Genomic DNA, 23,327 nt, shown 5'->3' with positions numbered 1-23,327 from the left:
GGATATAGTATGGCAGATGAATCAGAGAAAAAAACAGGAGTGGTTTTGAATAAACATGTACAGGAGCCTCAGCCTGCGGGAGAACCCAGTTCAAAACGGAAGATTGTTATAAAGCGAAAGGCGCCTTCCAATGACACAAAAGAACAACAGAAGAAGCGAATTCACGTGGTGTCTAAAAAGACTCCTGATTCATCTGTCAAAACTGAGGATGTAAAGCCTGATGTTCCGGTTATCAAGGAAAATGCTCCTGCGGAAGAGAAAAAAGCTGTGCCTGAAGTTTCCAAGCCTCAGGTTCAGACTCTTGAATTCCCGAATGTCCGTCCGAATGTAAAGGCCGGAAATTTAAGCGGCGGAAGAAACCGTTATGGCGGAACCGGCGGCCGCAGAGATGGCGGATTTACAGGAAGCCAGGCCCGTGAAAGCTATCAGAACCGTGAACGGCAGGGCGGCGGATTCAACCGCGGCCAGGGTAGCGGCTTCAGGAGCGGCGGAGGCCAGCAGGGCGGCGGATTCAACCGCGGTCAGGGCAATGGCTTCAGGAGCGGCGGAGGCCAGCAGGGCGGCGGATTCAACCGCGGTCAGGGCAATGGCTTCAGGAGCGGCGGAGGCCAGCAGGGCGGCGGATTCAACCGTGGTCAGGGCAATGGCTTCAGAAACGGCGGCGGACAGCAGGGCAGCGGATTCAACCGCGGTCCAGGTGGATTTAATCGCGGACCTGGAGGCTTTTCAGGCGGTGTTCCGCGCACAGGTTTTTCAGGCCCGAGAGCTGGCGGTTTTTCAGACCCTTCAGCCATTGCCGGAAACAAGGCTCCTGCAAAAAAGCAATTTAAAGGAAAAAAACAGGTTTATAATAGAAAAGATAAGGAAGACTTCTTTGACGAGGAAGAGCTTTATCAGAACAAAAAGCATGATACAACTCCGGCAAGCGCTGTTCCTGAGAAAATTGAAATCATGGAAACAATTTCGGTTTCAGATCTTGCTAGAAAAATGAACCTGAAGGCGAGCGAGATTATTGGAAAGCTCATGTCAATGGGAATGATGGTTACGATAAACCAGTCCATTGATTCTGATACGGCAACAATTCTTGCTTCTGAATACAACTGCCAGGTTCATCTTGTGAGCTTGTATGATGAAACTGTTATAGAAAGCGACAAGGGCAGCTCTGAAGGTGAGCGCGCTCGTCCTCCTATTGTTACTGTTATGGGTCATGTTGACCATGGAAAAACAAAAACCCTCGATGCTATCCGCAATGCTGATGTTGCGGCCGGAGAGGCTGGCGGAATTACGCAGAAGATAGGAGCCTATCAGGTTTCAACTCCAAAGGGTGTGATTACTTTCCTTGATACTCCTGGACACGAAGCCTTTACCATGATGCGCGCCCGCGGTGCTCAGATTACTGATATTGTAGTTCTTGTTGTTGCCGCGGATGATGGTGTAATGCCCCAGACAATGGAGGCTATAAACCACGCAAAGGATGCAAAGGTTCCTATTATTGTCGCTGTCAACAAGATAGATAAGCCTGATGCCAATCCGGAAAAAGTCATGACACAGCTGTCAGAATTAGGACTTACTCCAGAGGCATGGGGCGGCGATACACAGTATGTGAATATTTCTGCCTTGAAGCATCAGGGAATCGATGAGCTTCTTGATGCGATTCTTGTTCAGGCGGAAGTTCTTGAGCTTAAGGCGCAGTACGACTGCCGCGCTGAGGGAAAAGTTATTGAGAGCCGCACGGATCAGGGGCGCGGTGTTGTTGCCTCTGTTGTTGTTCAGCGTGGAACTCTTTGTATTGGCGATCCTCTTGTTGCCGGAATTTACTCCGGACGTGTCAGGGCGATTTTCAATGACCGCGGACAGAAAATTCAGGAGGCCGTTCCTTCCATGCCGGTAGAGGTGCTTGGACTTGAGGCTATGCCGAATGCCGGCGACCCGATTCAGGTTACAGAAACTGAAAAGGATGCCCGCGCCTTTGCAGCTAAGCGCCAGGAACTCAAGCGGTTTGAGGATGCCAAGGCTGTCAAGAAAGTTACCCTTGATAACCTGTACTCTACTATCGAGGCAAGCGAAGTCAAGGAATTCAAGGTGATTATCAAGGCGGACTTGCAGGGTTCTGCCGAAGCTCTCAAGACTTCCCTTGAAAGGCTCAGCACAAAAGAGCTTAGGCTTGTGGTTATCCATTCAAGCGCAGGCGCAATCAACGAAAGCGATGTTACGCTTGCCGCCGCGGATGAAAATGCCATTATTATTGGATTCAATGTTCGTCCTACTCCAAAGGCAAAGTCCCTTGCTGAGCAGGAAAAAGTTGAAATCCGCAAATACAATATCATCTATAAGTGTGTTGAAGAAATTCAGCAGGCTATGGAAGGAATGCTTCAGCCTGATACAAAAGAAGAAACAACAGGAACCGCCGAAATCAGAAATACTTTCAAAGTTCCAAAAATCGGCGTTATTGCGGGCTGCTACGTTACAGATGGTGTCATAAAAAAGACATGCAGTGTAAACGTAATCCGCGACGGTGTTGTTATTTATACAGGAAAAATCGCTTCCCTCAAGCGTTTCAAGGATGATGCCAAGGAAGTCAAGGACGGCTTTGAGTGCGGTATCGGAATTGAAAACTGGCAGGATCTTCAGATCGGAGACCAGCTTGAGGCATTTGAGATGATTGAAGTAAAGCGCAAGCTCGGAAAAACTTTGGCTGATGAGCAGGCTGAGGCTGAAAAGAAAAATGCAAATGCCGCCGCTGATCCTTCCTCTGAGCAGGAGAGCTTGTAATGGGCCAGTATAGAATGGACAGGCTGGGAAACCAGCTCAGGGAGGAAATAGCTTCTCTTATAATGCGGCATGAAGTAAAAGACCCGCGCGTGAATGAATTTCTTACGATAAACCGTGTTGAAGTTGTCAGGGATTTGTCATGCGCAAAGGTCTATGTGTCCTCGTTTTTGGATGATGCTTCTGTTGAGCGCGGAGTAAAAGGTTTGCAGAGCGCGGCTGGATTTATTCAGTCTTCGATTGCAAAGAAGGTTTCAATCTATAGATTTCCAAAGCTTACTTTTGTTGCCGATTTCAGCATGAAGGAAGGCTACAAAATGGTTCAAAAGCTCAATGCGCTTGAAAATGAGTCTAGGAAAATTGAAAACGGACAAGAAGAGCAAGATGCCGGCCAGGAAGAGCAGGAATAGCACATCGGGGATAGTTCTTTATGCAAAAACACCGGGGATTACAAGTTTTTCTTCGCTGTGGAGCATAAAGCATGCCCTGAACACAGAAAAGGTCGGACACACTGGAACGCTTGATTCTTTTGCGGAAGGTCTGCTTGTTGTTTTGTCCGGAAGCCTGACACATCTTGTTTCCCATGTAACTTCTTTTACAAAAACATATCAGGCGGTTGTCTGCTTCGGGAAGGAAACTGACACGCTGGATCCAACCGGAGCTGTTGTAAAAAACGGGGATGCCGCTACAAGGGAAGACATTGAGCAGGCGTTGAAGTCATTCACCGGAGCTATTCTTCAGGTTCCTCCTATTTACTCTGCGCTCCATGTTGACGGAAAGCGTGCGAGTGATCTTGTCCGCGGTGGAAATGAAATTCGGCTTGAAAGCAGACAGGTTTTTGTCTACAAGAATCAGCTGCTTGATTTCAAGGCACCTACACAGGATGACGGATGCTCCTATGCGCTTCTTGAAATTGTCTGCTCCAAGGGCACTTATATCCGCGCGCTTGCAAGGGATATTGCGGCCAGTATTGGAACTTGCGCCCATCTGTGCGCTCTCAGGAGAACAAAGGTTGGGCCGTTTGAACTGAAAGATGCCGCCTGCTTTAGCGAGCTTAAGGAATTTTCTATTGAAAACGGAATACAGAATGCTCTTTTTTTTCAGCGGCAGAGAGGAAAAATCCACCTGAAGCTTGAAAAGAAATTCAAGAAGCGCCAGGAGGATTCTGTAGAAAAACTCCGCGGTATAAGAGATCATTTTTTGCTTTTTTCCAAGGATATGGCATCGCTCTGCGGATTCAGCTGCGATGTTTTAAAGCCGGAGTTTGAAAAATCATATTTAAATGGAAGACCTCTTTCACAGAAAATGTTTGCCATTGAAAGTACCGGAAATGTTGAAAATGAGATAGCTGTTTTTTATTCCACGGGAAAATTCGCCGGAATAATCTGCAAGAACAAGGATGCAAGGCTTTCGTACGGTTTTGTTGTTCCGCCTGAAAAAAATGAATTTAAGGTTTTTTCATGGGACGGGATTTGCGCTCTGGATTTTCCTGTTGAATGGAAGGCCCGCGGATGCGCTCTGACGGTCGGTGGCTTTGAAACTGTGCATGCCGGTCATGTTCAGCTTATAAAAACTGCTGTTTCCCATTCTTGCCTTGTGCCGGGAGCTGTGACATTTTCTTCCAGAATAAAACAGGATGACGGCGGCGCGGTCTTTACGCTTGAGCAGCGGCTGGAATTTTTCAGGGAGCTGGGGCTGGCGTTTGCTGTTGTTGTGGACTTTACTCCGGAGTTTTCAAAAATCAGCGGAAGCGATTTTATAGATACGCTTGTTTCGTCCTGCGGAATGAAAGTTCTGGTGGAAGGCGGAGATTTTAAGTGCGGCCGCGGAGGCTTGCTTGGCATGGACGGTCTTTTTGAAATCGCACGGGAAAAGGACTTTGAGCTTTGCAGGAAGGACGATGTTTCCCTTGGCGGCGAAAAAATCAGCACCAGCCGGATCCGCTCTGAAATCCTCGCCGGAAATTTTGCGCTTGTTCAGAAAATGCTTTTGCGCCCGTTCAGCATGGATGTCCGCGGAATTTGCTTCAGGGAAATTTCATCTGGAAGCGAATCTTCTGTTTTTGAATTCTGCAATGAAAAAAATCAGCTTTTGCCAAAGGACGGAATTTACACTGTTGCGGCAGTTACACTGGAGGAGCAGATTTTCCATACATCGCTTGAGATAAAAAACGGGTTTTTGAATATTTCGCTTCCATCTCTTTCGGTCGCGGAAAAAATGTGCCGTCTGACTTTTTGCTGATTCAAGGGTATGTAATCCGCGGCTCTTTAGATTCTCTCATCGGTCGATTCAATGCTTAGGTGTTTTCTTAACATTGACTTTTCTTTCTATATCAGTAAAATAAAGGGAAGTTCATTCCGTTGTGATTTTGCTTGGAATATAAAGCGCCACTTTTGTTCCCTGTAAAAATCGAAGGACTGGATTATGAGCCTCGGAAACTTCAGTTTTCGGGACAATTTTATTTTTATCAGGAGTAAGAAATGGCACTTACAAAAGAAACAACAGCGTCTATCGTTTCAAAATTCGGAGCGAGCGCAAGCGACACTGGAAATTCAAAAGTTCAGATTGCACTGATGACAGAGCGTATCAAGGAACTTACAGCGCACTGCAAGCTTTTCCCTAAAGACACATGTGCACAGCGCGGACTTCTGAAAGTTGTCGGTTCACGCCGCAAGCTTTTGAAATATCTTAAGCGCACAAATCTTGAGGGTTACCGTTCTCTTATAAAAGAGCTTGGAATCCGCAAGTAGTTTGATAAAACGGATGATGACGGCAGATGAATTCTGAATTGAATTTGCTGCCGTTGTTTTTTTAAGGTGGATCCATCAGGATTTCCCTTTGAATGTTCTGGCGCGGACTTGTCCACTGATTATATGGATTTCCTGAAAATGCCTTGGGAAGTTTTTAGAGCTTTCCGGCAATGCGGCCAGGGAATCGATATAATCTGTGGATAGTCAGAAGTTCATAAAAAGCTATATTAGGAAATTTTTATGATTCAAAGAGTAACAAGAAAAATCGGCGATCAGGAGCTGATTCTTGAAACAGGAAAAGTTGGAAAACAGGCAAACGGCTGTGTTTATGCGCAGCTTGGCGGAACTGCTGTAATTGCAACAGTGTGCGCTTCAAGCGAGGCAAAGGAAGGGCTTGATTTTGTTCCTGTGACAGTTGAGTACAATGAAAAATTCTATGCCGCTGGAAAAATTCCAGGTGGCTTTGTAAAGCGCGAAGGCCGCCCAAAGGACAAGGAAATTCTTGTGAGCCGCCTTATTGACCGCCCGATGCGTCCGCTGTTTGAAACTTCATTCGGCCGTGAGATTCAGATTGTGCCTACTTGTGTTTCTATTGACGGAGTGAATCCTCCTGATATTCTTGCGGTGCTTGCTTCAAGCGCGGCGGTTTCAATTTCCGACATTCCTTTCAACGGTCCTGTTGCAGGTGTCCGCGTGGGTTATTTGAATGGAGAGTATATTCTTAATCCTACTTACAAGCAGATGGAAAAGGTTCAGCTTGAGATTGTTGTAGCCGGAACAAAAGATGGCTTTACAATGGTTGAAGGCGGCGCAAACGAGGTTTCCGAGGAGATCATGCTTGGCGCACTGGAAAAAGCGCAGGGATTTATCACCGATATGTGTCTTCTTCAGGAGGAGCTTGTAAAGCTGGCAGGAAAAGAAAAGCTTCCGCTTGCTCCGTTCGAGGCAAAGCTTGAAAATGCGGATGCGATAAAAGCAGAGGCAATTCCCCTTATGCAGGAAGCGTGTTTCCAGAAAGGAAAAATGGCGCGCGGAAATGCGGTTAAGGCTGTGAAGGCTAAGATTGCTGAAAAATATGCAGAGCAGCTTGAAGACGATATTCAGGCAAAACTGTTCAATAATCTGTTTGATGACATTCAGTATGATTTGCTCCGCTCAAGTATTCTTGAAAAGGGGCTGCGCATTGACGGCCGCGGAACAGAGGACATCCGCCCTATTACATGCGAAGTGAATGTTCTTCCTCGTCCGCACGGCTCTGCCTTGTTTACCCGCGGAGAAACACAGTCGCTGGCTGTTACAACTTTGGGAACAGCGATGGACGAGCAGGTTTATGATGATATTGAAGGTGATAGAAGCGAGAATTTCATTCTTCACTACAATTTCCCGCCGTATTCAGTTGGCGAAGTAGGAAAGCTTACAACCGGCCGCCGCGAAATTGGACATGGAAATCTTGCGCGCCGCTCACTGGCTCCTATGATTCCTTCAAGAAGCGAATTCCCTTATACTATCCGTGTTGTTTCTGAAATCATGGAGTCAAACGGCTCTTCTTCACAGGCTTCAACCTGCGGCGGATGTCTTTCCCTGCTGGCTGCCGGTGTTCCGATGAAAAAAATGGTTGCCGGAATTGCAATGGGTCTTATTACAGACGGTCCTCAGTACAAGAAGTATGCGATTCTTTCTGATATTTTGGGCGAAGAAGATCATTTGGGCGATATGGATTTCAAGGTTGCCGGAACCCGCGATGGAATTACAGGATTCCAGATGGACATAAAGATTGCCGGTGTTTCCATGGATATTATGCGCCGTGCCCTTGAACAGGCAAAGCGCGGCCGCAATCACATTCTGGATATAATGGAAAAATGCATCAGCAAGCCTCAGCCTATAAGTCCGTATGCTCCGAAAATTGAAACGTTAAAAATTGCGGTTGACAAGATTGGTGCCCTGATTGGGCCTGGCGGAAAAAATGTAAAGGCTCTTTGCCAGCAGTACAATGTTACTATCAACACAGAGGATGATGGAACTGTTACGATTTATGGAAAATCAGGAGTTTCAACTGACGCTGCAAAGGCTGCCGTAAAGGGAATTTGCGAAGATCCGGAGCCGGGAACAATTTACCAGGGAACTGTAAAGCGGATTATGGATTTTGGAGCCTTTATAGAAATTCTTCCGGGAAAAGAAGGTCTTTGCCACATTTCAAAGCTTTCACGTGGACGCGTGGAAAAAGTGACAGATGTTCTGAAGGAAGGCCAGGTTGTTCCTGTGAAGCTTCTTGAAGTTGACAAAATGGGCCGCTTGAATTTGAGCTATATCGACGCTGTTGAAAACAAATAGCGCATTTTCAAATTAATTCCCGGTGCTTTTAGTTTTCCGGGGCTGTTGATTAAGCCGTCTGTAAAAATGCAGGCGGCTTTTTTTTATGGCGGAAATAATACTTGAATCACTTTGAGTATCCGCGGTGTTCTTGAAACTGTCTGATGCAAAAAAAATTGAAATTTGCTAGAATTGCCGCATGCCAGTAAAGAAACAGATTCTTTCAAATAATATAACGCTTATAACCCAGCCTGTCCTGAATTCAAGGGTTACAACATTTGGATTTTATTTTTCTGTCGGAAGCCGCTTTGAAAACGAGGGCGAGCATGGAATCAGCCATTTTACAGAGCACATGCTGTTCAAGGGCACGGCTTCAAAATCCAACAGGGAAATTTCGCTTGTGTTTGACAGAATGGGCGGGATTTTCAATGCTTTTACTGAGCGCGAAAACGTGGGTGTCTACTGCACTGTCCCCTCCGAAAGCATGGAAAATTACAAGGTGGCTTTGGATACGCTCTGCGACCTGACTGAAAACTGCACTTTTCCGCCTGAGGAAATGGAAAAGGAACGTGGCGTGGTTCAGAGTGAAATTCTTGCCGTTCTTGATGATCCTGATGATTCTGCAATGGACGAAGTCGCTTCCTGTGTGTGGCCGAATCAAAAACTCAGCCTTGCGATTACCGGAACTTCTGATGATGTAAATTCAATTACACGCGAGCAGATGCTTGGCTGGTACAAAAAATATTTTACTGAAGGCGAGCTTGTGGTGATTGTATGCGGACGGATTGACGAGGAATTTCTTGTTGAAACTTTGCAGGCTCTCAGCACTCACCGTCCGGCTCTGGAATTTTTCAGGCACAGTCATTTTTCAGAAAAGGCTTTATGGAATGTTGAAAAGCGGATTTTAAAGGCAAGGTTCAGCCAGACACAGATATTCTGCATGTATCCGCTGTCATCGCTGCTTTCGTTTGAGGAATATATATCGCTTTTGATTTTTAATTCAGCGGCAGGAGAAACAATGAGCAGCCGCCTTTTTTCTTCGCTCAGGGAACAGTCCGGTCTTTGCTATTCTGTGGGAAGCTTTTATACGACCTACGAAAATGCCGGGCTTTGGTCCGCTTATGCCGTGTGCGAAAAATCAAATGCCGCACAGGTTTACCGCAGGCTTTCTGATGAAATAAGCGGCTTTCTGGAAAATCAGATTTCGGATGAGGAAATTGAAATTTCAAAGGAACGTCTATGCGGCTCTGAAATTCTTGGAGAAACAAGAACCGCATTTTTGATGCAGCGGCTCTGGAATTTTTATTCAATGGGTTTTCCTTTGTGCGGAACAGAAAAAATACTGGCTGGTATACGCTCAGCTGAAAAACGTGATATAATCGAATTCATAGCAAAACTTCTGAATGAAGAAAAAAAGGCCTCTCTTGTTTACGGGCCATCTCTTTCTTCACGGCAAAAAAAGGAAATACTATGTCAGAAAAAGTAACGCTGAAATGCATTGCGCAGAAAAATGCGGTTGTTCCCTCCTACAAAACAGAAGGGGCTGCCGGAGCTGATGTCTGTGCTTTTTTGGAGTCCCCGGTTGTTATAAGACCTGGAGAGCGGGCTTTGATTCCTACAGGCTTGAGCTTTGAAATTCCTTCAGGGTATGAAATTCAGGTTCGCCCAAGAAGCGGCCTTGCTTTGAAAAACGGAGTTACTGTTTTGAATTCGCCGGGAACGATTGACAGCGATTACCGCGGCGAGCTGAAAGTTATTCTTGCGAATTTCGGTCAGGAGGATTTTGTTGTGAACAGCGGCGACAGGATTGCGCAGATTGTGATTTCACAAGTTTCCGCAGCCTGTTTTATTCCTGTGAATTCTATTTCTGAAACTCTGCGCGGCGCAGGAGGATTCGGAAGCACCGGTGTCTGAAAAATGTTGCTGGTAAAATTTCTGGAGTGCATATTTGACAAGGCTGATTCTGCTGCGGTTTTCGCAAGGCGGCGGATTATACGTTGTCTTCTTTTTCTCAGGAAGAAATCGAACTACCTAAAGAAAATTTCACTGAGGGCAAAATTCTATGCGCTCGGATTTTCAGCTGCAAAAAAATTCAAAAGCGCAAGGGCAATGAGTTTTTTTGCAAGAAGATCATACAGCTTAAAAACGATAAAGAAAAATGTTTTGGCAAAATACATAGCAAGAGAGCTGATGCTTTATTTTTTTATATGCTTTGTTTTTTTCTTTGTTGTCTTTTTTGTAAATCAGATTTTGCTTCTTGCTGAGACAATTTTAAAGAAGCGGGTTCCGCTCGGCTCTGTTCTCAGGCTGATTTGCTATTGCCTGCCCAATGTTGTTTCTCAGTCTGCGCCGTTTTCTACGCTCGTTGGATTTCTGATGTGCATAGGGCGGCTTGTTACAGACAATGAGATTTTGATTTTAAGAGCAAGCGGTCAGAGGTACAGCCTGATTTTAAAGTCGGTTTTGTCCATGGGAATTTTGATTTCTGTTTTCAGTTTTATTATGAATGATTATTTTCTTCCGGTCGGAACTTTGAAATACAACCGCCTGTTCAAGCAGGTTATAGCCTCGAATCCTGCGATTGAGCTTGAGTCACATTCAATAAAGAGAATGAACGATTCAACTTTGGTTATCGGCTCTGTTTCAAAAAATCTTGTTTCGGATATTGTGCTGTTTGATTCGCAGGATTCATCCCGGGAGCGCATTATAGTGGCCGGCGCTTCTGATGTAAAAAAATCATTGTCTTCCGGCGTTCTTATGCAGCTTGACATGAGCAACCCCGCTGTTCTTGTTCTTGATAAATCCAATCCGGAAAATTACGAATCCATTTCGGCTGAAAAACTCAAGCTCAACATTTTTGAGGATTCCATAATTTTTTCCGGCAGCGGAACTTCTCCGCGTGAAATGACATCCTGGGATTTGTCGAAGCGGATAAAAAAAATGAAGACTGAAGAAAATGTTTCAAAAAAAAGATTTAATACATTTGTCCTTGAGTACAACAAGAAATTTTCTGTTCCGTTCGGCTCGTTTTTCTTTGCGCTTCTGGCTTTTCCGCTTGCTTTGATTTTTGGAAAAAAAGACGGGCAGACACTGGGATTGATTTTCGGGATAATTATTTCTGTGCTGTATTGGTCGGCAACTATAATAGGGCAGATGTTTGGAATCCGCGGCGGCTACAATGCATTCTGGATGATATGGACACCGAATTTTGTTATAGGAATTCTGGGATTTTTCCTTTACCTGAGGCTTAGAAAAAAATGAAGCTTGTTTTTTATGTGCTCAGACGGTTCTTTCCGGTTTTTATAGGCGCGCTTGTTTTTTTTATTTTAATTCTGTGCCTGACTGATTTGTTTATGAATCTTTGGAATTACATTTCAAAAAATGTATCTTCCCATGATGTTGCGCTGATTCTTTTGTATTATATTCCCAAGGTTATCTGGTATTCAGTTCCGGTTTCGATGCTGTTTGCCACTGCCTATATGCTGAGTGATTTTTATGCGCGCAATGAGCTGCTGGCAGTTTTTGCTTCCGGAGTATCTCTGTTTAGATTTTCTGTTCCGCTGCTTGCTGTTGCGGCTGCAATGAGCTTCGGGCTTTTTGTTTTTGAGGATAAAATTGTCGTTCCCTTTTTTGCGAAAAAAACTCAGCTTCAGGAATCCGTTCTGGCAAAGGAAAAATCCCTGAACAACAGCAAGATTGTGATTATGGCTGAAAGCGGAAGCATAATTTACAAGGCTGATTTTTTCAATAACAAGACTGAGTCGCTTTCGGGCTTGTATGTTCTTTTTAGGGCGGACGGACAAACTCCCGACACGCTTGTTTTTTCTACGAAGGCCTTTTGGAGAAACGGATTTTGGAAGCTCGACAGTCCGCTTGAATATAAATTCAGCGACGGAACTTTTTTGCTTTCTGAAGGAATTGACCCCGGGCTTGAAGAGCGGCTTGTGGAGCCTCCTGCAACTTTCAGGAACAACACTATTTCAGTTGAGCAGGTTGATACGCGCGAGGCACGTGAATACATTGAACATCTTGAAAAAGCAGGACTTCCGAGCGCAGAGGAAAAATCCGTTTACTATAAGAAATTTTCGTTTCCGTTTGTAGTTTTTATTGTTGTATTTCTGGCAATCGGGCTGAGCGGAAAAACTAGAAAAAATGTGCTTATTGTCAGCCTTGCGATGAGCATTACAGCTGTTGTTCTGTTTTATGTTCTTCAGATGATTACAATGCTCATGGCAAAATTTCAGGTTATTCCGCCGCTGTTCGGGGCGTGGAGTCCGGTTGTGCTTTTTATAATCATCAGCTGTGTTCTGCTGAAATTTGCACGGACGTAAAAAGGGAATTTTCCAAAAGTGTAAAAGTAAATGAGGTGCGTATTTTATGATAGAAAATTTTTTTGAGATTCATCACGGGAGCAAAGATTCCCGCGCTAGAACCGGCGTAATTCATCTTCCGCATGGAGATGTGCAGACTCCGGTTTTTATGCCGGTGGGAACAAAAGGAACTGTAAAGGCGCTGACAAAGGACGACCTGGAGGAAATCGGGTTTGAGATTATTCTTGCAAATACCTACCACTTGTATCTTCGTCCCGGCGCGGATATTGTCTGCGAGGCTGGAGGACTTCATCAGTTTGCAAAATGGAGCCGGAATTTTCTGACGGACTCAGGCGGATTTCAGGTCTGGTCTCTTTCAAATCTGCGGAAAATCGAAAACGACGGCATTGCGTTCAGAAGCACTATTGACGGAAGCAAGCATTTTTTCAGCCCGGAAAATGTTGTGCAGACACAGGTAAAGCTTAACAGCGATATTCAGATGCAGCTTGATGTCTGCTCCGGATACGGTGTTGAGCGCAGGGAGGCTGAGCGCGCATTGCGTTTATCTTCCGACTGGGCTGTCCGTGCGATAAAAGAATGGAAAAATCACACTGAAAGCGGCTACAGGGGAATTCTTTTTCCGATTGTGCAGGGAAATTTTTTTGATGATCTTAGAAAAGAGAGCGCGGAATTTGTAGATTCCCTTGGAACATCGGGGCTTGCAATAGGCGGTCTGAGCGTTGGAGAGCCTGAGGAAGTTTTTGTTGAAAAGCTGAATTACACCGTGCAGTTTCTTTCAAAGTCCAAGCCGAAGTATGTTATGGGAATTGGAACGCCTGAATATATTCTTGAGGCGGTTTCAAGCGGAATCGATATGTTTGACTGTGTGCAGCCAACGCGGATTGCGCGCCACGGACTTTATTTTCACCACAAGGGAATGCTTTCTATAAAACAGAAGCGTTTTGAGCGCGATTTTTCTGTGATTGACAGCGAGTGCGGATGCAAGGTTTGCAGAACATATTCCAGGGCTTACCTGCGGCATATTTTCCGCGAGCAGGAAATTCTTTCGTCGATGCTTGCAAGCTATCACAATCTTTATTTTCTTCACAGCATGATTCTGGATATCCGCAAGGCGATTGAATCGGACAGCTTTGAGCTATACAAGAAGAATTTTTTAGAAGCTTTTCATTCAGGCGCATTTTAATCCGATAATGTAGTGTGCCTTGAAATATCCTTTTTGTTCGGAGAAACAATGAAGAGAAAAATTTTGACCGCAGTCTTGTCGGCTGCATTTGTTTTTGCATGGGCGCAGGAAACTTCTGTGCCTGAGATAATTGAAAATGTTCTTCCGCGCCAGACTGAAACCGAAACTGAAAAAACTGAAGTGTCCCCGGAGCTTCAGGATTCCGCTTTGTTTTCTGAAACTTCCGCCCCGGAAATTTTTTCTTCTGAAACGGAAGTTTCTTCAGAGGAGCCTGAAACTTTTGATGCACTTTCCGGAAGCCAGCCCTCTGGAATTTCTGAAGCTGTAAAATTTAAATACAAAAAGGAAAAAATATTTCCCGCTGAATCCCGTCCAAAAAAACATGAAAGCTCCGGAACATATCTTGACCGTTCAGATGAATACAAAAAAAAGTGCGATGATATTTTGAAATACGGACTTGAAGGCCAGATTACCGATCTTATAGATGAGCTTTCAAAAAATCAGGACAACCGCTTTGTCAATGACATTTATGATTTGTTTCAGGAAACAAAAAGCGTTGCCGTCAAGGAAAAGGTCATTGAATATTTTACAAAGCTGAAAGATCCCTGCCTTGCTTATTTTGCAGTTGAAGTTATAAATGATCCCTACGATACAAAAAAATCTATTGTTGAAAAGTGTTTCAAGTATGTTTCCGAGGCGGATATAAAGGATGCCAATCCCGGACTGGTTGATTTGGTTGACAAGGAAGATGAGGCGTATTTTACAGGCGCGCTTTCTGCGCTTGGCGAAATCGGAGGCGCGGAAGAGGCTCTTTTTCTTTCGGACTATCTTGACCGCGATGACCTGAATGTTTCTCAAAGGCAGTCGCTTATGCGTGTTCTGGGGCGCATCAAGGCTGTTGAAACCTGGGATAAAATTTCAGAAATTGCAATGGACGAAAATGAAAATGCTTTTGTCAGAATGTACGCTGCCGAGGCAATCGGGGCGATGGAAAAGCCCGAGTCCGAAAAAATTCTCGCAGACCTTTTTGAATCAAGCGATCCGAATATCAGGACTTATGTTATAAAAGGAATTTCTTATTTCAACACGGATAAATCTGACGAGCTGATTTTGCAGGCTCTCCGGGATTCTCAATACAAAGTCCGGCTTGAAGCTGTTTCCGCGGTTGAAAAAAAACGGCTCAAGGCGGCAGTTCCTTATTTGATTTTCAGGTGCAAGGACAAGGATGAGCAGAAACAGGTGAAGGAAAAGTGCTATTCTGTCATTGCGGATTTAAATACCTCCGAGGGCAACGATTATCTGATCAGTGTTTTAAAGGACAAGAAAATCGGCGATGCTACAAAGGCAAAAGTATCGGCGGCCTTGCTTGAATATAATCATGCTGGCACAAAAGAAGTTATTGAGCTTGCCCGTTCAACTTTAAATAATGATGTCCAGAAGAATTTGCGCTATGCACTGGGAAAGGAATTTGCAAAGTATGACCGTTCTGAATTTGCGGAAATCTGCGCGGAGTATATTGCAAGCAGCGATGTGGCTACCCAGGGAACCGGGCTTGATATATGGGCCAAGGGAAGATACATGAGCGCAAGGGCGGCGGTTGAGGAAATTGCAAAAGATGCCGAAGAGCCTTCCGATTCAGAAAATGATGCTGAAAAACCAAAAGGCTATCAGTTCGGCGCAAAAAAGAAAAATGCAAATGCAAAAAAAGCAAAGAGAATTTTAGACCAGTCCTAGCATAGCGGTTAAAATTTCCATGGGCTAGCTGTTGGCCAGGCTCTTGTACTGGCGCGATTTAAGAAGTAAAACTATTCGGCTTCTTTTATTATTTTCAGTATAAAGTAGCCGAATTTCTCTGCCTTTGTTTCTCCGATTCCATAGCAGCCTGTAAGCTCCTTTATGCTCGCAGGCTTTTTCTTTGCAATGTCAAAAAGTGTTTTGTCCCCAAAAATAATATACGGCGGAACATGCAATTCTTCTGCGGCGTTTTTTCTCCATGCCCGGAGTTTTTCCGCCAATTTTCCCTGGCTTTCTGTAGTGCTGGAAATAAGCAGCTCGCCTGAATTTTTCTTTGACGGCTTGGGGAATGACTGAATTTTTTTATGAAGAACTGCGGCAGGCGCTATGCGCGAATTTTTTATTGAAGCGCATACATCGCAACATTCCTCTGAGGAAACCGCATCATCCCGTGCGATTGAATAGCTTTCCCCGAAATAGGACAAAAGCGTCTGTCTTCTGCACACGTTTCGCTCGCAGAAATTTATCATTCCCTGTAGGAGCTTTTCTGATTTTGCGGAATCAAAATTCTCCTTAAAGAAATATCTGATTTTGTGTATATCGCTTTTGCTGTATAAAAGCAGCGCCTCGGCTTCAAGTCCATCCCGTCCGGCACGTCCGATTTCCTGATAATACTGTTCTATTGATTTCGGCATATCAAAGTGAATTACAAAGCGGACATCAGGCTTGTTTATTCCCATGCCGAATGCAACAGTGGCAACAATAATATTGACCTTGTCAGAAATAAAATCCCGCTGGTTTTTCATGCGCGCTTCATCTGTCAGACCGGCGTGATAACTCAGTGCCTTTATTCCGTTCAGCCGAAGTTCCTGCACAAGCTTATCGACCTGTTTTCTTGAAAAGCAATATATTATGCCGCTTTTATCCGGATGCTTTTCTATGAAGTCCAGAACCTGCATTTCAGGATTGTCCTTTTTTGCAACCTGAAGAAAAATATTCGGTCTGTTGAAACTCGCTGTAAAAATTTCCGGGTTTTCCATTCCCAGATTTTTTATGATGTCGTGCTGAACCTGTCTTGTTGCGGTTGCTGTCAACGCAAGAAAAACTGACTTTGGGAACATTTTTCTTATATGCATTATTTCCATATAGTCCGGTCTGAAGTCATGTCCCCATTCGCTTATGCAGTGCGCTTCGTCTATTGCAATGCACTCCACCGGATACTTTGAATTTTGAAGCAGCCTGATAATTCTGTCCGTGTTCAGCCCTTCCGGTGAAACATAAACAATTTTTACTTTTCCCGATGTGATTTTTCTGCAACACTCACTGTAGGAATTCCAATCGAGTGAGGAATTAAGGCAGACAACCGGAATTCCGTAGGACTCAAGCTGCGCCGCCTGATCCTGCATAAGTGAAATCAGCGGAGAAACAACGATTGTCAGCCCGGGAAGAATAAGCGATGGAATTTCATAGCACAGGGATTTTCCGCCGCCGGTCGGCATTATTGCCAGCGTGTCCCTTCCGTCCAGAACATTTTGTATTATCTTCCGCTGCAAAGGCCTGAAATTTTCATATCCGAAAACCGATTTTAAAATATCCTCTGGCGTTCTGTCAAATAAAGTGTAGTTCATGACTGTTTCCTGAAATAAAAAGGAATTTGTTGATGCAAATTGAAATGAAACGCTTTCTGCAGATTTCTGCAAGCAATTATACCAAAATGATTCCAAAAATAAAACCTCCGTGAAAATTAACTTTCCCTTAAAAAATGCCCTTGATTTTATTTTTACTTTTTGCTATAGTATTCAAACCATGCCGGCTTGGTGGAATGGTAGACACGAAAGACTCAAAATCTTTTGCGCGCGAGCGTGTCAGAGTTCAAGTCTCTGAGCCGGTATTTTCACCTTAAAAGTCCAAGCGCTCCTGTTGCTTTTTTTAACTGAACTGCTTCTTCCATTGATTCTTTTCCAATTTGATTTTCTTCTTTCATATCTGCGATTGTTCTTGCTATTTTTATACAGCTTGAAACTGCTCTTGCTGAAAATTCCTCCGTGCCTGTTGCTTCATTAAGAATTTTTTTTGCCCCGGGTTCCAGCTGGCAGAATTCCTTTAGTTCCGCAGGATTAAGCCTTGAATTTTTCTTTCCTCGCTTGCGCTGAATTTTCACAGCGGCGGCGATTTCCTTTCTTAGTTCCGAGGTTGAAGTCTGTTCTTCGAATTCGCTTTTTATTGCAGCTGATTTTTCAACTTGTATGCTCAAATCTATTCTGTCCAGAAGCGGCGCGGAAAGTTTTCTCCAGTACAGTTCCACCGAGCGCGAGGAGCAAAGACACATTTTTTCTTTTGAGCCGTAGTTTCCGCAGGGGCAGGGATTCATTGAAACCAGGAGCTGAAAATTTGAAGGGAAGATTGTAGTCCGCCCGGCTCTGCTGAGCATTATGGTGCCTGTTTCAAGCGGAACTCTGAGTATCTGCAAAACCGATGTTTTGAATTCCGCGGCTTCGTCCAGAAACAGTGCGCCGTTGTGCGCAAGTGAAATTTCTCCGGGGCTACAGTGAACTCCGCCTCCGCACATTCCTTCTATTGAGGATGTCTGGTGCGGTTGTCTGAACGGTGCTTTTCTTATTCCGTTTGTTCCGGCCTGAAGAATTCCTGCGATTGAATAAATTCTTGTTGTGCTCTGGCTTTCTTCTTTTGTAAGCAGGGGAACGAGTGATGGAAAATGCTGCAATGAAAGTGTTTTCCCGCAGCCCGGCGGTCCGAATGCAAGCAGGTTGTGGCCTCCTGCGGCGGCGATTTGCAGTCCGCGCAGAAGTTTTTTCTGACCTCTGACTTGGCTGAAATCAAATTCTTCAGGCGGAAAAAGAATTCCGTTTATTTCAACTGAGCCTGCCGGAACACCGTTTTTTTCGTTGCAGCTGCTGAGGCTTTTGCTGTCTGAAAAATATTCCAGATGATTTAACGCATGAAGAGCCTCTGTAAGATTTTCCGCCCCGAAAATTTTCATTGTCTGAATTTCCCTGGCTTCATCCGCATTTGCCGCTGGAACAATGGAGTATCTTATTCCGCCTGCATAAGCTGTTGCCGCCGCCGCATGGATTGCCTTTACAGGCCGGATGCTCCCGTTCAGTTCAAGCTCTCCCATCACTAGTATCGGCTCAGTATGAAAATTGTCTGCTCCATTTTCCGACTGCTCCTTTGCCGATAGAACAGCAAGAGCTATTGCAAGGTCAAAGCCCGCGCCTTCTTTTTTTACGTCAGCAGGAGAAAGGCTTATGAGCACGCGTTCCGGCGGAAAGGAAAATCCTGAATTCACGATTGCGCTTTTCATTCTTTCGCGCGATTCCTTTACGGCATTGTCTGCCAGCCCGACTATATCAACTGCCGGAATTCCACGGCGCAGATCGACTTCAACAGTCACAAGATTTCCTTCGTAGCCAAACGGTGAAAAGCAAAAAATTCTCATAGAGCCTCCAAAATGCCGGATATTATTCGCGCTTTTTTTATGCCCGGCGATTGCGTGGTGTATGCTGATTGGCGAAATCTAAAAATCACATTCAGCTTGTTTAATAATTTATTTCCGCAAAAATAAAAAAAATGTCTTGTTTTTACAAAAAATCTGCTACAATGTTTTTATGGAAATAACGGTTTTGTGCAAGGTTGTTGATAATTTCGGTGATATTGGAGTTGTGTTCCGTCTGTGCCGCGCGCTGTCTGAACTGAGGCCGGAGCTTGAACTGCGGCTTGTTGTAAGCAACCTGAATGCCTTTGCTGCTATTTCGAGCGGAGTGGATTCTTCAAGGTCTTTTCAGGAATTCCGGGGCTGGAAAATTTTTGACTGGAATGACCGCGAAGCCTGCGTAAAAGAATTTTCAAGGCGACCCCCGCGCTATATTCTGGAGTGCTTTCAGTGCGGACGGCCGGAATGGCTTGAGGACATTCTTTTTTCACCGCAGTTTTACTCTGTGGTTCAGATTGTGAATGTGGAATATCTTACGGCGGAATCCTGGGCTGACGATTTTCATCTGCTGAAAAGCGGAACGCGCTCTGCATATATAAAGAAGATAAATTTCATGCCGGGCTTTACAAAAAAAACAGGCGGCCTGATTCTGGACAGAAATTTTGTCCGCTGTCTTTCTGAAAAAAATCATGCGCTTGATCTTGTGGAGCGGTCGCTTGGAAAAAATTTTCTGCCTGAAGATTTTTCTTCGGTGTTTAAAATTCTGCTTTTTTCCTATCCCGGGAATTTTGATTTTCTTGCCGCCGCGCTGTCGGAATTTTCAGAGTCCAGAAAGCTTCTTGTTTTTCTTGCGCCCGGAGCAGGCTTTGAGTCTGCAAGGAATTCTTTCTGCCGATTTGATGTTCCTTTTGCGAGCCTTCCGTTTGTTCCGCAGGAAACATGGGATGCGCTGCTGTCGCTTATGGATTTTTCGTTTGTGCGCGGCGAAGATTCGTTCAGCCGGTGCTGTCTTCTCGGAACGCCGTTTATATGGAATATTTATCAGCAGGACGAAGAGTTTCATCTTGTGAAGCTGAATGCTTTTTTGGAGCGGCTCGGTGTACGGGAAATCGAGCGGTTTTCTTTTTTGTACAACAGGCATTTTGAAATTCAGTGCGGGGCGGAAGCCTTGGCTGTCCTTGAAGAAAAAAAAATGCTTTTCAGCAAAGAAAATTCGGAGCTTGAAATGAAAAAAGAAATTTTGTCTATCCTGAATAATGCTGAAAATTTAAAGCCCGGATTCAAGCGCTTTTCACAGGAGCTTTTGCAAAACGGAAACCTTGCGGAAGCCCTGCTTGATTTTCTTGAAGCTTTGCCCCTGTCTTAAAGCTGCCGTTCTTTAAAAAAATTGTCCGCTGTGGAATTTTGATAGAAATTTTTTCCAGTGTTTTTTTTATCTTGTTTCAGTTTGAATTCTTGCAATTTTATTTCACTTCTTATATAATACTTGAGCAAGTTTATATTCAAGGAAGTTTATTATGTTATCGACAAATGAAATTAAAGTTGGAACAGCTTTTATGTTTGAAGGCTCTCCTTTTATTGTTCAGAAAATGCTTGGCCAGAAAGCCGGCCGTCAGGGAATTACAGTAAAGCTTCGTGTAAAAAACATTGTTACAGGCGGAACTCAGGATTTGGGACTTGATGCCGGTGAAAAATTCGATGATGTTGATTTGGTTGAAAAGAATGTAAAGCTTTCTTATATTGACGGCGATGATTTCCACTTTATGGATCAGGAAACTTATGAAGATGTTATGCTTTCAAAGGATGATCTTGGAGACAACGCTGGATATATTTCACCTGATGATGATTATGATGTTACAATCACATACTACGAAGGAAAGCCTGTTGGCGTAAAGCTTCCTATTAATGTTGTTCGCGTGATTACATACTGTGAGCCTGGAATCAAGGGAGATACTTCTGGAAAGTCTTTGAAGCCTGCAACTCTTGATACAGGAATGGAAGTGAGAGTTCCTTTGTTCTGCAATACAGATGACAAAATTGTTATTGATACAAGAGATGGTTCATTTGTAGAAAGAGCAAAAGACAAATAGAGTTTTCCAAAAAAATTGCCGGAAAGTCATTTCTGTGATTTTCCAGCATTTTTACAGATTAAAATCAGGGGAATTTTTGTTTCCCTGAAAACGACCCTCTAGCTCACTATGGATAGAGCGACAGCCTCCTAAGCTGTAGGTAGCGAGTTCGAACCCCGCGAGGGTCATCTTCAAAAAAACTTTAAGGAACCTATGAAAACTGAAGTTTTTTACAGTTCCCCTGCTGTGCTGATTAGCCGCTTTTGTGGCTGTCAGCATTTTTTTTGTCCTGACATTCCGCATGATTTGTCTGAAATTGCAGCTTTGGAAAGTTCCCTTTTTTTGTTTTTGTGCTTGTATTGAAAATCAATAGAAAAAAATGTATATTTATAGAAATGGAATTAGAAGGCGTTTTGCTATTTCAATTCTGAGTTCAACCATAGGAGTAATTGTATGACAATTAATGACATCAAACATGCTAAAATCAAGGCATGGATTGAAGAATGTGTTAAGATGTGCGAACCGGATTCAGTTGTAGTTTGCGATGGTTCTCAGGCAGAGTATGACCGCCTTATGCAGAAATGCGTTGACGCAGGACTTGCTACTCCGCTTGCAAAGAAACCTAACAGCTTCCTTTTCCGCTCGCTGCCTTCTGATGTAGCACGTGTTGAAGCCCGCACTTTCATTTCTTCTGTAAAAGAAGAAGATGCTGGCCCTACAAACCACTGGATTGACCCGAAAGAGCTCAAGGCTACAATGACAGGTCTTTACACAGGCTGTATGCACGGACGCACAATGTACGTAATTCCGTTCTGTATGGGACCGCTCGGCTCACCGATTGCAAAATACGGAATCGAGCTTACTGACTCAGAATACGTTGTCCTGAATATGGACATTATGACACGCGCAGGCGAAAAAGTATGGCAGTATTTCGGTACTGACGGCGACTTCGTTCCGTGCCTTCACTCTGTTGGAAAACCGCTTAACAACGGCGAAAAAGACAACGGCGTATGGCCTTGCGCAGACGTTGAGCACAAATACATCAGCCAGTTCCCGGAAGAGCGCCTTATCTGGTCTTACGGTTCTGGTTACGGCGGAAACGCACTTCTTGGAAAGAAATGCTTTGCCCTCCGCATCGCAACTGTTATTGCACGCGAAGAAGGCTGGCTTGCAGAACATATGCTCATCCTGAAGCTTACAAACCCACAGGGCGAAGTAAAATACGTAACAGGCGCATTCCCTTCTGCCTGCGGAAAGACAAACCTTGCAATGCTTATTCCTACAATTCCTGGCTGGAAAGTTGAAACAGTCGGTGATGACATTGCCTGGATGAAATTCGGCAAAGACGGACGTCTTTATGCAATCAACCCTGAAGCAGGATTCTTCGGCGTTGCACCGGGAACTTCTGCAGAAAGCAACAAGAATGCACTTATCTCTGCTGAAAAGAATACAATCTTTACAAACTGCGCGCTCACAGAAGACGGCGACGTCTGGTGGGAAGGAATCGGATATCCTGCAACAGGAAACCTTGTTGACTGGAAAGGAAACACACGTCCTGCATTCCCTAAAGACAAAGCTCCTAAGGGCGAAGAAATGGCTCACCCGAATGCACGCTTTACAGCACCTGCAAAACAGTGTCCTTGTATCGCACCGGAATGGGAATCACCGGAAGGCGTACCGATTTCTGCAATCCTCTTCGGCGGACGCCGCCCTTCAACTGTTCCGCTTGTTCATCAGGCACGCAGCTGGAACCACGGTGTATTCCTCGGTTCTATCGTAGGTTCAGAAATTACAGCAGCTTCTACAATCAATGCAGCTGAAGTCGGAAAAATCCGCCGCGACCCATTCGCAATTCTTCCGTTCTGCGGTTACAACATGGGCGACTACTTCCAGCACTGGATTGACGTTGGAAACGCTGCACAGGACAAAGACAAGCTTCCTAAGATTTTCTACGTCAACTGGTTCAGAAAGGATGAAAACAATGCAGACCTTCCAGGCGGATTTATGTGGCCTGGTTACGGCGACAACAGCCGCGTTCTTGCATGGATTTTTGACCGCTGCGACGGAAAAGACAATGCAGTTGAAACACCAATCGGACTTATGCCGAAAGACGGTGCGCTCAACCTTGACGGACTTGCAGATGTCTACAAACAGCAGATTCCTGCAATTACGGCAGTTGACAAGGAAGGCTGGCTGAAAGAATGTAAGGATATCCGTGAAAACCACTATCCTAAGTTCGGAAAGCACCTGCCGAAAGAACTTACAGAATGTCTTGATGATTTGGAAGCCAGACTTTCTAAATAAAATCTGATATATAAAGTTTTTTCGTGCGGAGTTTCAGCTCCGGCTGCGATATTTTTAGAGAACAGCATGCGTTGATGTATGCTGATTCTGTGGCAAAGGGCGTCTGCTTGTGCGGCGTCCTTTGTTTTTTTATGGGAGAGCTATTTTTATAGCAAATAGCGATTCTAGTGGCATTTTCTTATTAGGACATCTGAAAGAATATAATAAATTGGAAAAGTAGGAACTAGTGTTTTCTCTGATGAAAAAGGCATTGATGGAAAATATGATGCACATTTGCATCTTTCGGTATATAAAGCTGATCATTGGGAAAATATAGTTTATATAGAATCAGATGCAGGAAAAGATTCTATCTATAATTATACAGTGTCAAAAATCTTAGTACGGGGAAACCCACCACCTATGGTGGTGGTCTAGCAAAGTTAG

General features: G+C 44.4%; 15 protein-coding genes, 2 tRNA genes and 1 pseudogene. 16 read left to right on the top strand and 2 right to left on the bottom strand.

The annotated features are described in order from the left end of the window. Positions 1–9 precede the first annotated feature (9 nt). The 11 genes from infB (at position 10) to ACI4L0_RS09965 (ending at position 15,077) form a co-directional block, all read left to right on the top strand. The gene (gene infB, locus ACI4L0_RS10015) at positions 10–2,772 is read left to right on the top strand and encodes a translation initiation factor IF-2 (protein ID WP_439800030.1); all 2,763 of its coding nucleotides are present in this window, start codon (positions 10–12) and stop codon (positions 2,770–2,772) included. Next, complete coding sequence (rbfA, locus tag ACI4L0_RS10010; RefSeq protein WP_439800029.1) at positions 2,772–3,179, top strand: 30S ribosome-binding factor RbfA; 408 nt, start codon at positions 2,772–2,774, stop codon at positions 3,177–3,179. Before infB ends, rbfA begins: the two co-directional genes overlap by 1 nt. After that, entirely contained in the window at positions 3,154–5,010 is a 1,857-nt protein-coding gene (gene truB / locus ACI4L0_RS10005) for a tRNA pseudouridine(55) synthase TruB (protein WP_439800028.1), read from the top strand. Before rbfA ends, truB begins: the two co-directional genes overlap by 26 nt. 239 nt (positions 5,011–5,249) lie before the next feature. Continuing rightward, complete coding sequence (gene rpsO / locus ACI4L0_RS10000) at positions 5,250–5,519, top strand: 30S ribosomal protein S15 (RefSeq protein WP_439800027.1); 270 nt, start codon at positions 5,250–5,252, stop codon at positions 5,517–5,519. 240 nt (positions 5,520–5,759) lie between these two features. Continuing rightward, positions 5,760–7,850 carry a polyribonucleotide nucleotidyltransferase gene (gene pnp, locus ACI4L0_RS09995; protein ID WP_439800026.1) on the top strand — a complete coding sequence of 697 codons (2,091 nt, stop codon included), beginning with the start codon at positions 5,760–5,762 and terminating at the stop codon, positions 7,848–7,850. 178 nt (positions 7,851–8,028) lie between these two features. After that, positions 8,029–9,315, top strand: coding sequence for a M16 family metallopeptidase (locus tag ACI4L0_RS09990; RefSeq protein ID WP_439800025.1), 1,287 nt, complete (start codon positions 8,029–8,031; stop codon positions 9,313–9,315). After that, positions 9,300–9,743, top strand: a complete 444-nt coding sequence (gene dut, locus ACI4L0_RS09985) for a dUTP diphosphatase (protein WP_439800024.1) — start codon at positions 9,300–9,302, stop codon at positions 9,741–9,743. Before ACI4L0_RS09990 ends, dut begins: the two co-directional genes overlap by 16 nt. Before the next feature lie 3 nt (positions 9,744–9,746). Beyond that, positions 9,747–11,090 (top strand): LptF/LptG family permease, encoded by a 1,344-nt coding sequence (locus ACI4L0_RS09980; RefSeq protein WP_439800023.1) that lies wholly within the window; start codon positions 9,747–9,749, stop codon positions 11,088–11,090. Next, on the top strand, positions 11,087–12,160 hold the full coding sequence (locus tag ACI4L0_RS09975) for an LptF/LptG family permease (RefSeq protein WP_439800022.1): 1,074 nt from the start codon (positions 11,087–11,089) through the stop codon (positions 12,158–12,160). The genes ACI4L0_RS09980 and ACI4L0_RS09975 overlap by 4 nt, the downstream gene beginning before the upstream one ends. A 46-nt stretch (positions 12,161–12,206) precedes the next feature. After that, entirely contained in the window at positions 12,207–13,343 is a 1,137-nt protein-coding gene (gene tgt / locus ACI4L0_RS09970) for a tRNA guanosine(34) transglycosylase Tgt (protein ID WP_439800021.1), read from the top strand. Positions 13,344–13,391: 48 nt separating this feature from the next. After that, positions 13,392–15,077, top strand: a complete 1,686-nt coding sequence (locus ACI4L0_RS09965; protein WP_439800020.1) for a HEAT repeat domain-containing protein — start codon at positions 13,392–13,394, stop codon at positions 15,075–15,077. A gap of 71 nt (positions 15,078–15,148) precedes the next feature. Here ACI4L0_RS09965 and ACI4L0_RS09960 read toward each other — a convergent pair whose 3' ends face one another. Then, positions 15,149–16,705, bottom strand: a complete 1,557-nt coding sequence (locus ACI4L0_RS09960) for a RecQ family ATP-dependent DNA helicase (protein WP_439800019.1) — start codon at positions 16,703–16,705, stop codon at positions 15,149–15,151. 180 nt (positions 16,706–16,885) lie between these two features. Between ACI4L0_RS09960 and ACI4L0_RS09955 the strand changes: the two genes are divergently transcribed. Then, positions 16,886–16,968, top strand: a tRNA-Leu gene (locus ACI4L0_RS09955). A gap of 3 nt (positions 16,969–16,971) precedes the next feature. On the opposite strand, the gene ACI4L0_RS09950 is transcribed toward ACI4L0_RS09955, so the two are convergent. Then, complete coding sequence (locus tag ACI4L0_RS09950) at positions 16,972–18,537, bottom strand: YifB family Mg chelatase-like AAA ATPase (protein WP_439800018.1); 1,566 nt, start codon at positions 18,535–18,537, stop codon at positions 16,972–16,974. 169 nt (positions 18,538–18,706) lie between these two features. On the opposite strand from ACI4L0_RS09950, the gene earP reads away from it, so the two are divergent. The 4 genes and pseudogenes from earP to ACI4L0_RS09930 all read left to right on the top strand — a co-directional run. Next, entirely contained in the window at positions 18,707–19,897 is a 1,191-nt protein-coding gene (gene earP / locus ACI4L0_RS09945; RefSeq protein ID WP_439800017.1) for an elongation factor P maturation arginine rhamnosyltransferase EarP, read from the top strand. 151 nt (positions 19,898–20,048) lie between these two features. After that, complete coding sequence (gene efp, locus ACI4L0_RS09940; protein ID WP_439800016.1) at positions 20,049–20,621, top strand: elongation factor P; 573 nt, start codon at positions 20,049–20,051, stop codon at positions 20,619–20,621. A gap of 92 nt (positions 20,622–20,713) precedes the next feature. After that, positions 20,714–20,788: transfer RNA gene (locus tag ACI4L0_RS09935), tRNA-Arg, on the top strand. Positions 20,789–21,047: 259 nt separating this feature from the next. Continuing rightward, positions 21,048–22,904 (top strand): annotated as a pseudogene (locus ACI4L0_RS09930) (phosphoenolpyruvate carboxykinase (GTP)); the annotation flags it as partial. Between the last annotated feature and the right edge of the window lie 423 nt (positions 22,905–23,327).

The organism is Treponema sp. (genome assembly GCF_051883275.1).
Classification (GTDB): domain Bacteria; phylum Spirochaetota; class Spirochaetia; order Treponematales; family Treponemataceae; genus Treponema_D.
The sequence above is the reverse complement of the archived record's forward strand: the minus strand, read 5'-3'. Positions and strand labels throughout refer to the sequence as shown.

Excerpts from the sequence above, each read along its gene's own strand:
- infB (WP_439800030.1), top strand. The coding sequence starts at position 10 with ATGGCAGATGAATCAGAGAAAAAAACAGGAGTGGTTTTGAATAAACAT.
- rbfA (WP_439800029.1), top strand. The coding sequence starts at position 2,772 with ATGGGCCAGTATAGAATGGACAGGCTGGGAAACCAGCTCAGGGAGGAA.
- truB (WP_439800028.1), top strand. The coding sequence starts at position 3,154 with ATGCCGGCCAGGAAGAGCAGGAATAGCACATCGGGGATAGTTCTTTAT.
- rpsO (WP_439800027.1), top strand. The coding sequence starts at position 5,250 with ATGGCACTTACAAAAGAAACAACAGCGTCTATCGTTTCAAAATTCGGA.
- pnp (WP_439800026.1), top strand. The coding sequence starts at position 5,760 with ATGATTCAAAGAGTAACAAGAAAAATCGGCGATCAGGAGCTGATTCTT.
- ACI4L0_RS09990 (WP_439800025.1), top strand. The coding sequence starts at position 8,029 with ATGCCAGTAAAGAAACAGATTCTTTCAAATAATATAACGCTTATAACC.
- dut (WP_439800024.1), top strand. The coding sequence starts at position 9,300 with ATGTCAGAAAAAGTAACGCTGAAATGCATTGCGCAGAAAAATGCGGTT.
- ACI4L0_RS09980 (WP_439800023.1), top strand. The coding sequence starts at position 9,747 with ATGTTGCTGGTAAAATTTCTGGAGTGCATATTTGACAAGGCTGATTCT.
- ACI4L0_RS09975 (WP_439800022.1), top strand. The coding sequence starts at position 11,087 with ATGAAGCTTGTTTTTTATGTGCTCAGACGGTTCTTTCCGGTTTTTATA.
- tgt (WP_439800021.1), top strand. The coding sequence starts at position 12,207 with ATGATAGAAAATTTTTTTGAGATTCATCACGGGAGCAAAGATTCCCGC.
- ACI4L0_RS09965 (WP_439800020.1), top strand. The coding sequence starts at position 13,392 with ATGAAGAGAAAAATTTTGACCGCAGTCTTGTCGGCTGCATTTGTTTTT.
- ACI4L0_RS09960 (WP_439800019.1), bottom strand. The coding sequence starts at position 16,705 with ATGAACTACACTTTATTTGACAGAACGCCAGAGGATATTTTAAAATCG.
- ACI4L0_RS09950 (WP_439800018.1), bottom strand. The coding sequence starts at position 18,537 with ATGAGAATTTTTTGCTTTTCACCGTTTGGCTACGAAGGAAATCTTGTG.
- earP (WP_439800017.1), top strand. The coding sequence starts at position 18,707 with ATGGAAATAACGGTTTTGTGCAAGGTTGTTGATAATTTCGGTGATATT.
- efp (WP_439800016.1), top strand. The coding sequence starts at position 20,049 with ATGTTATCGACAAATGAAATTAAAGTTGGAACAGCTTTTATGTTTGAA.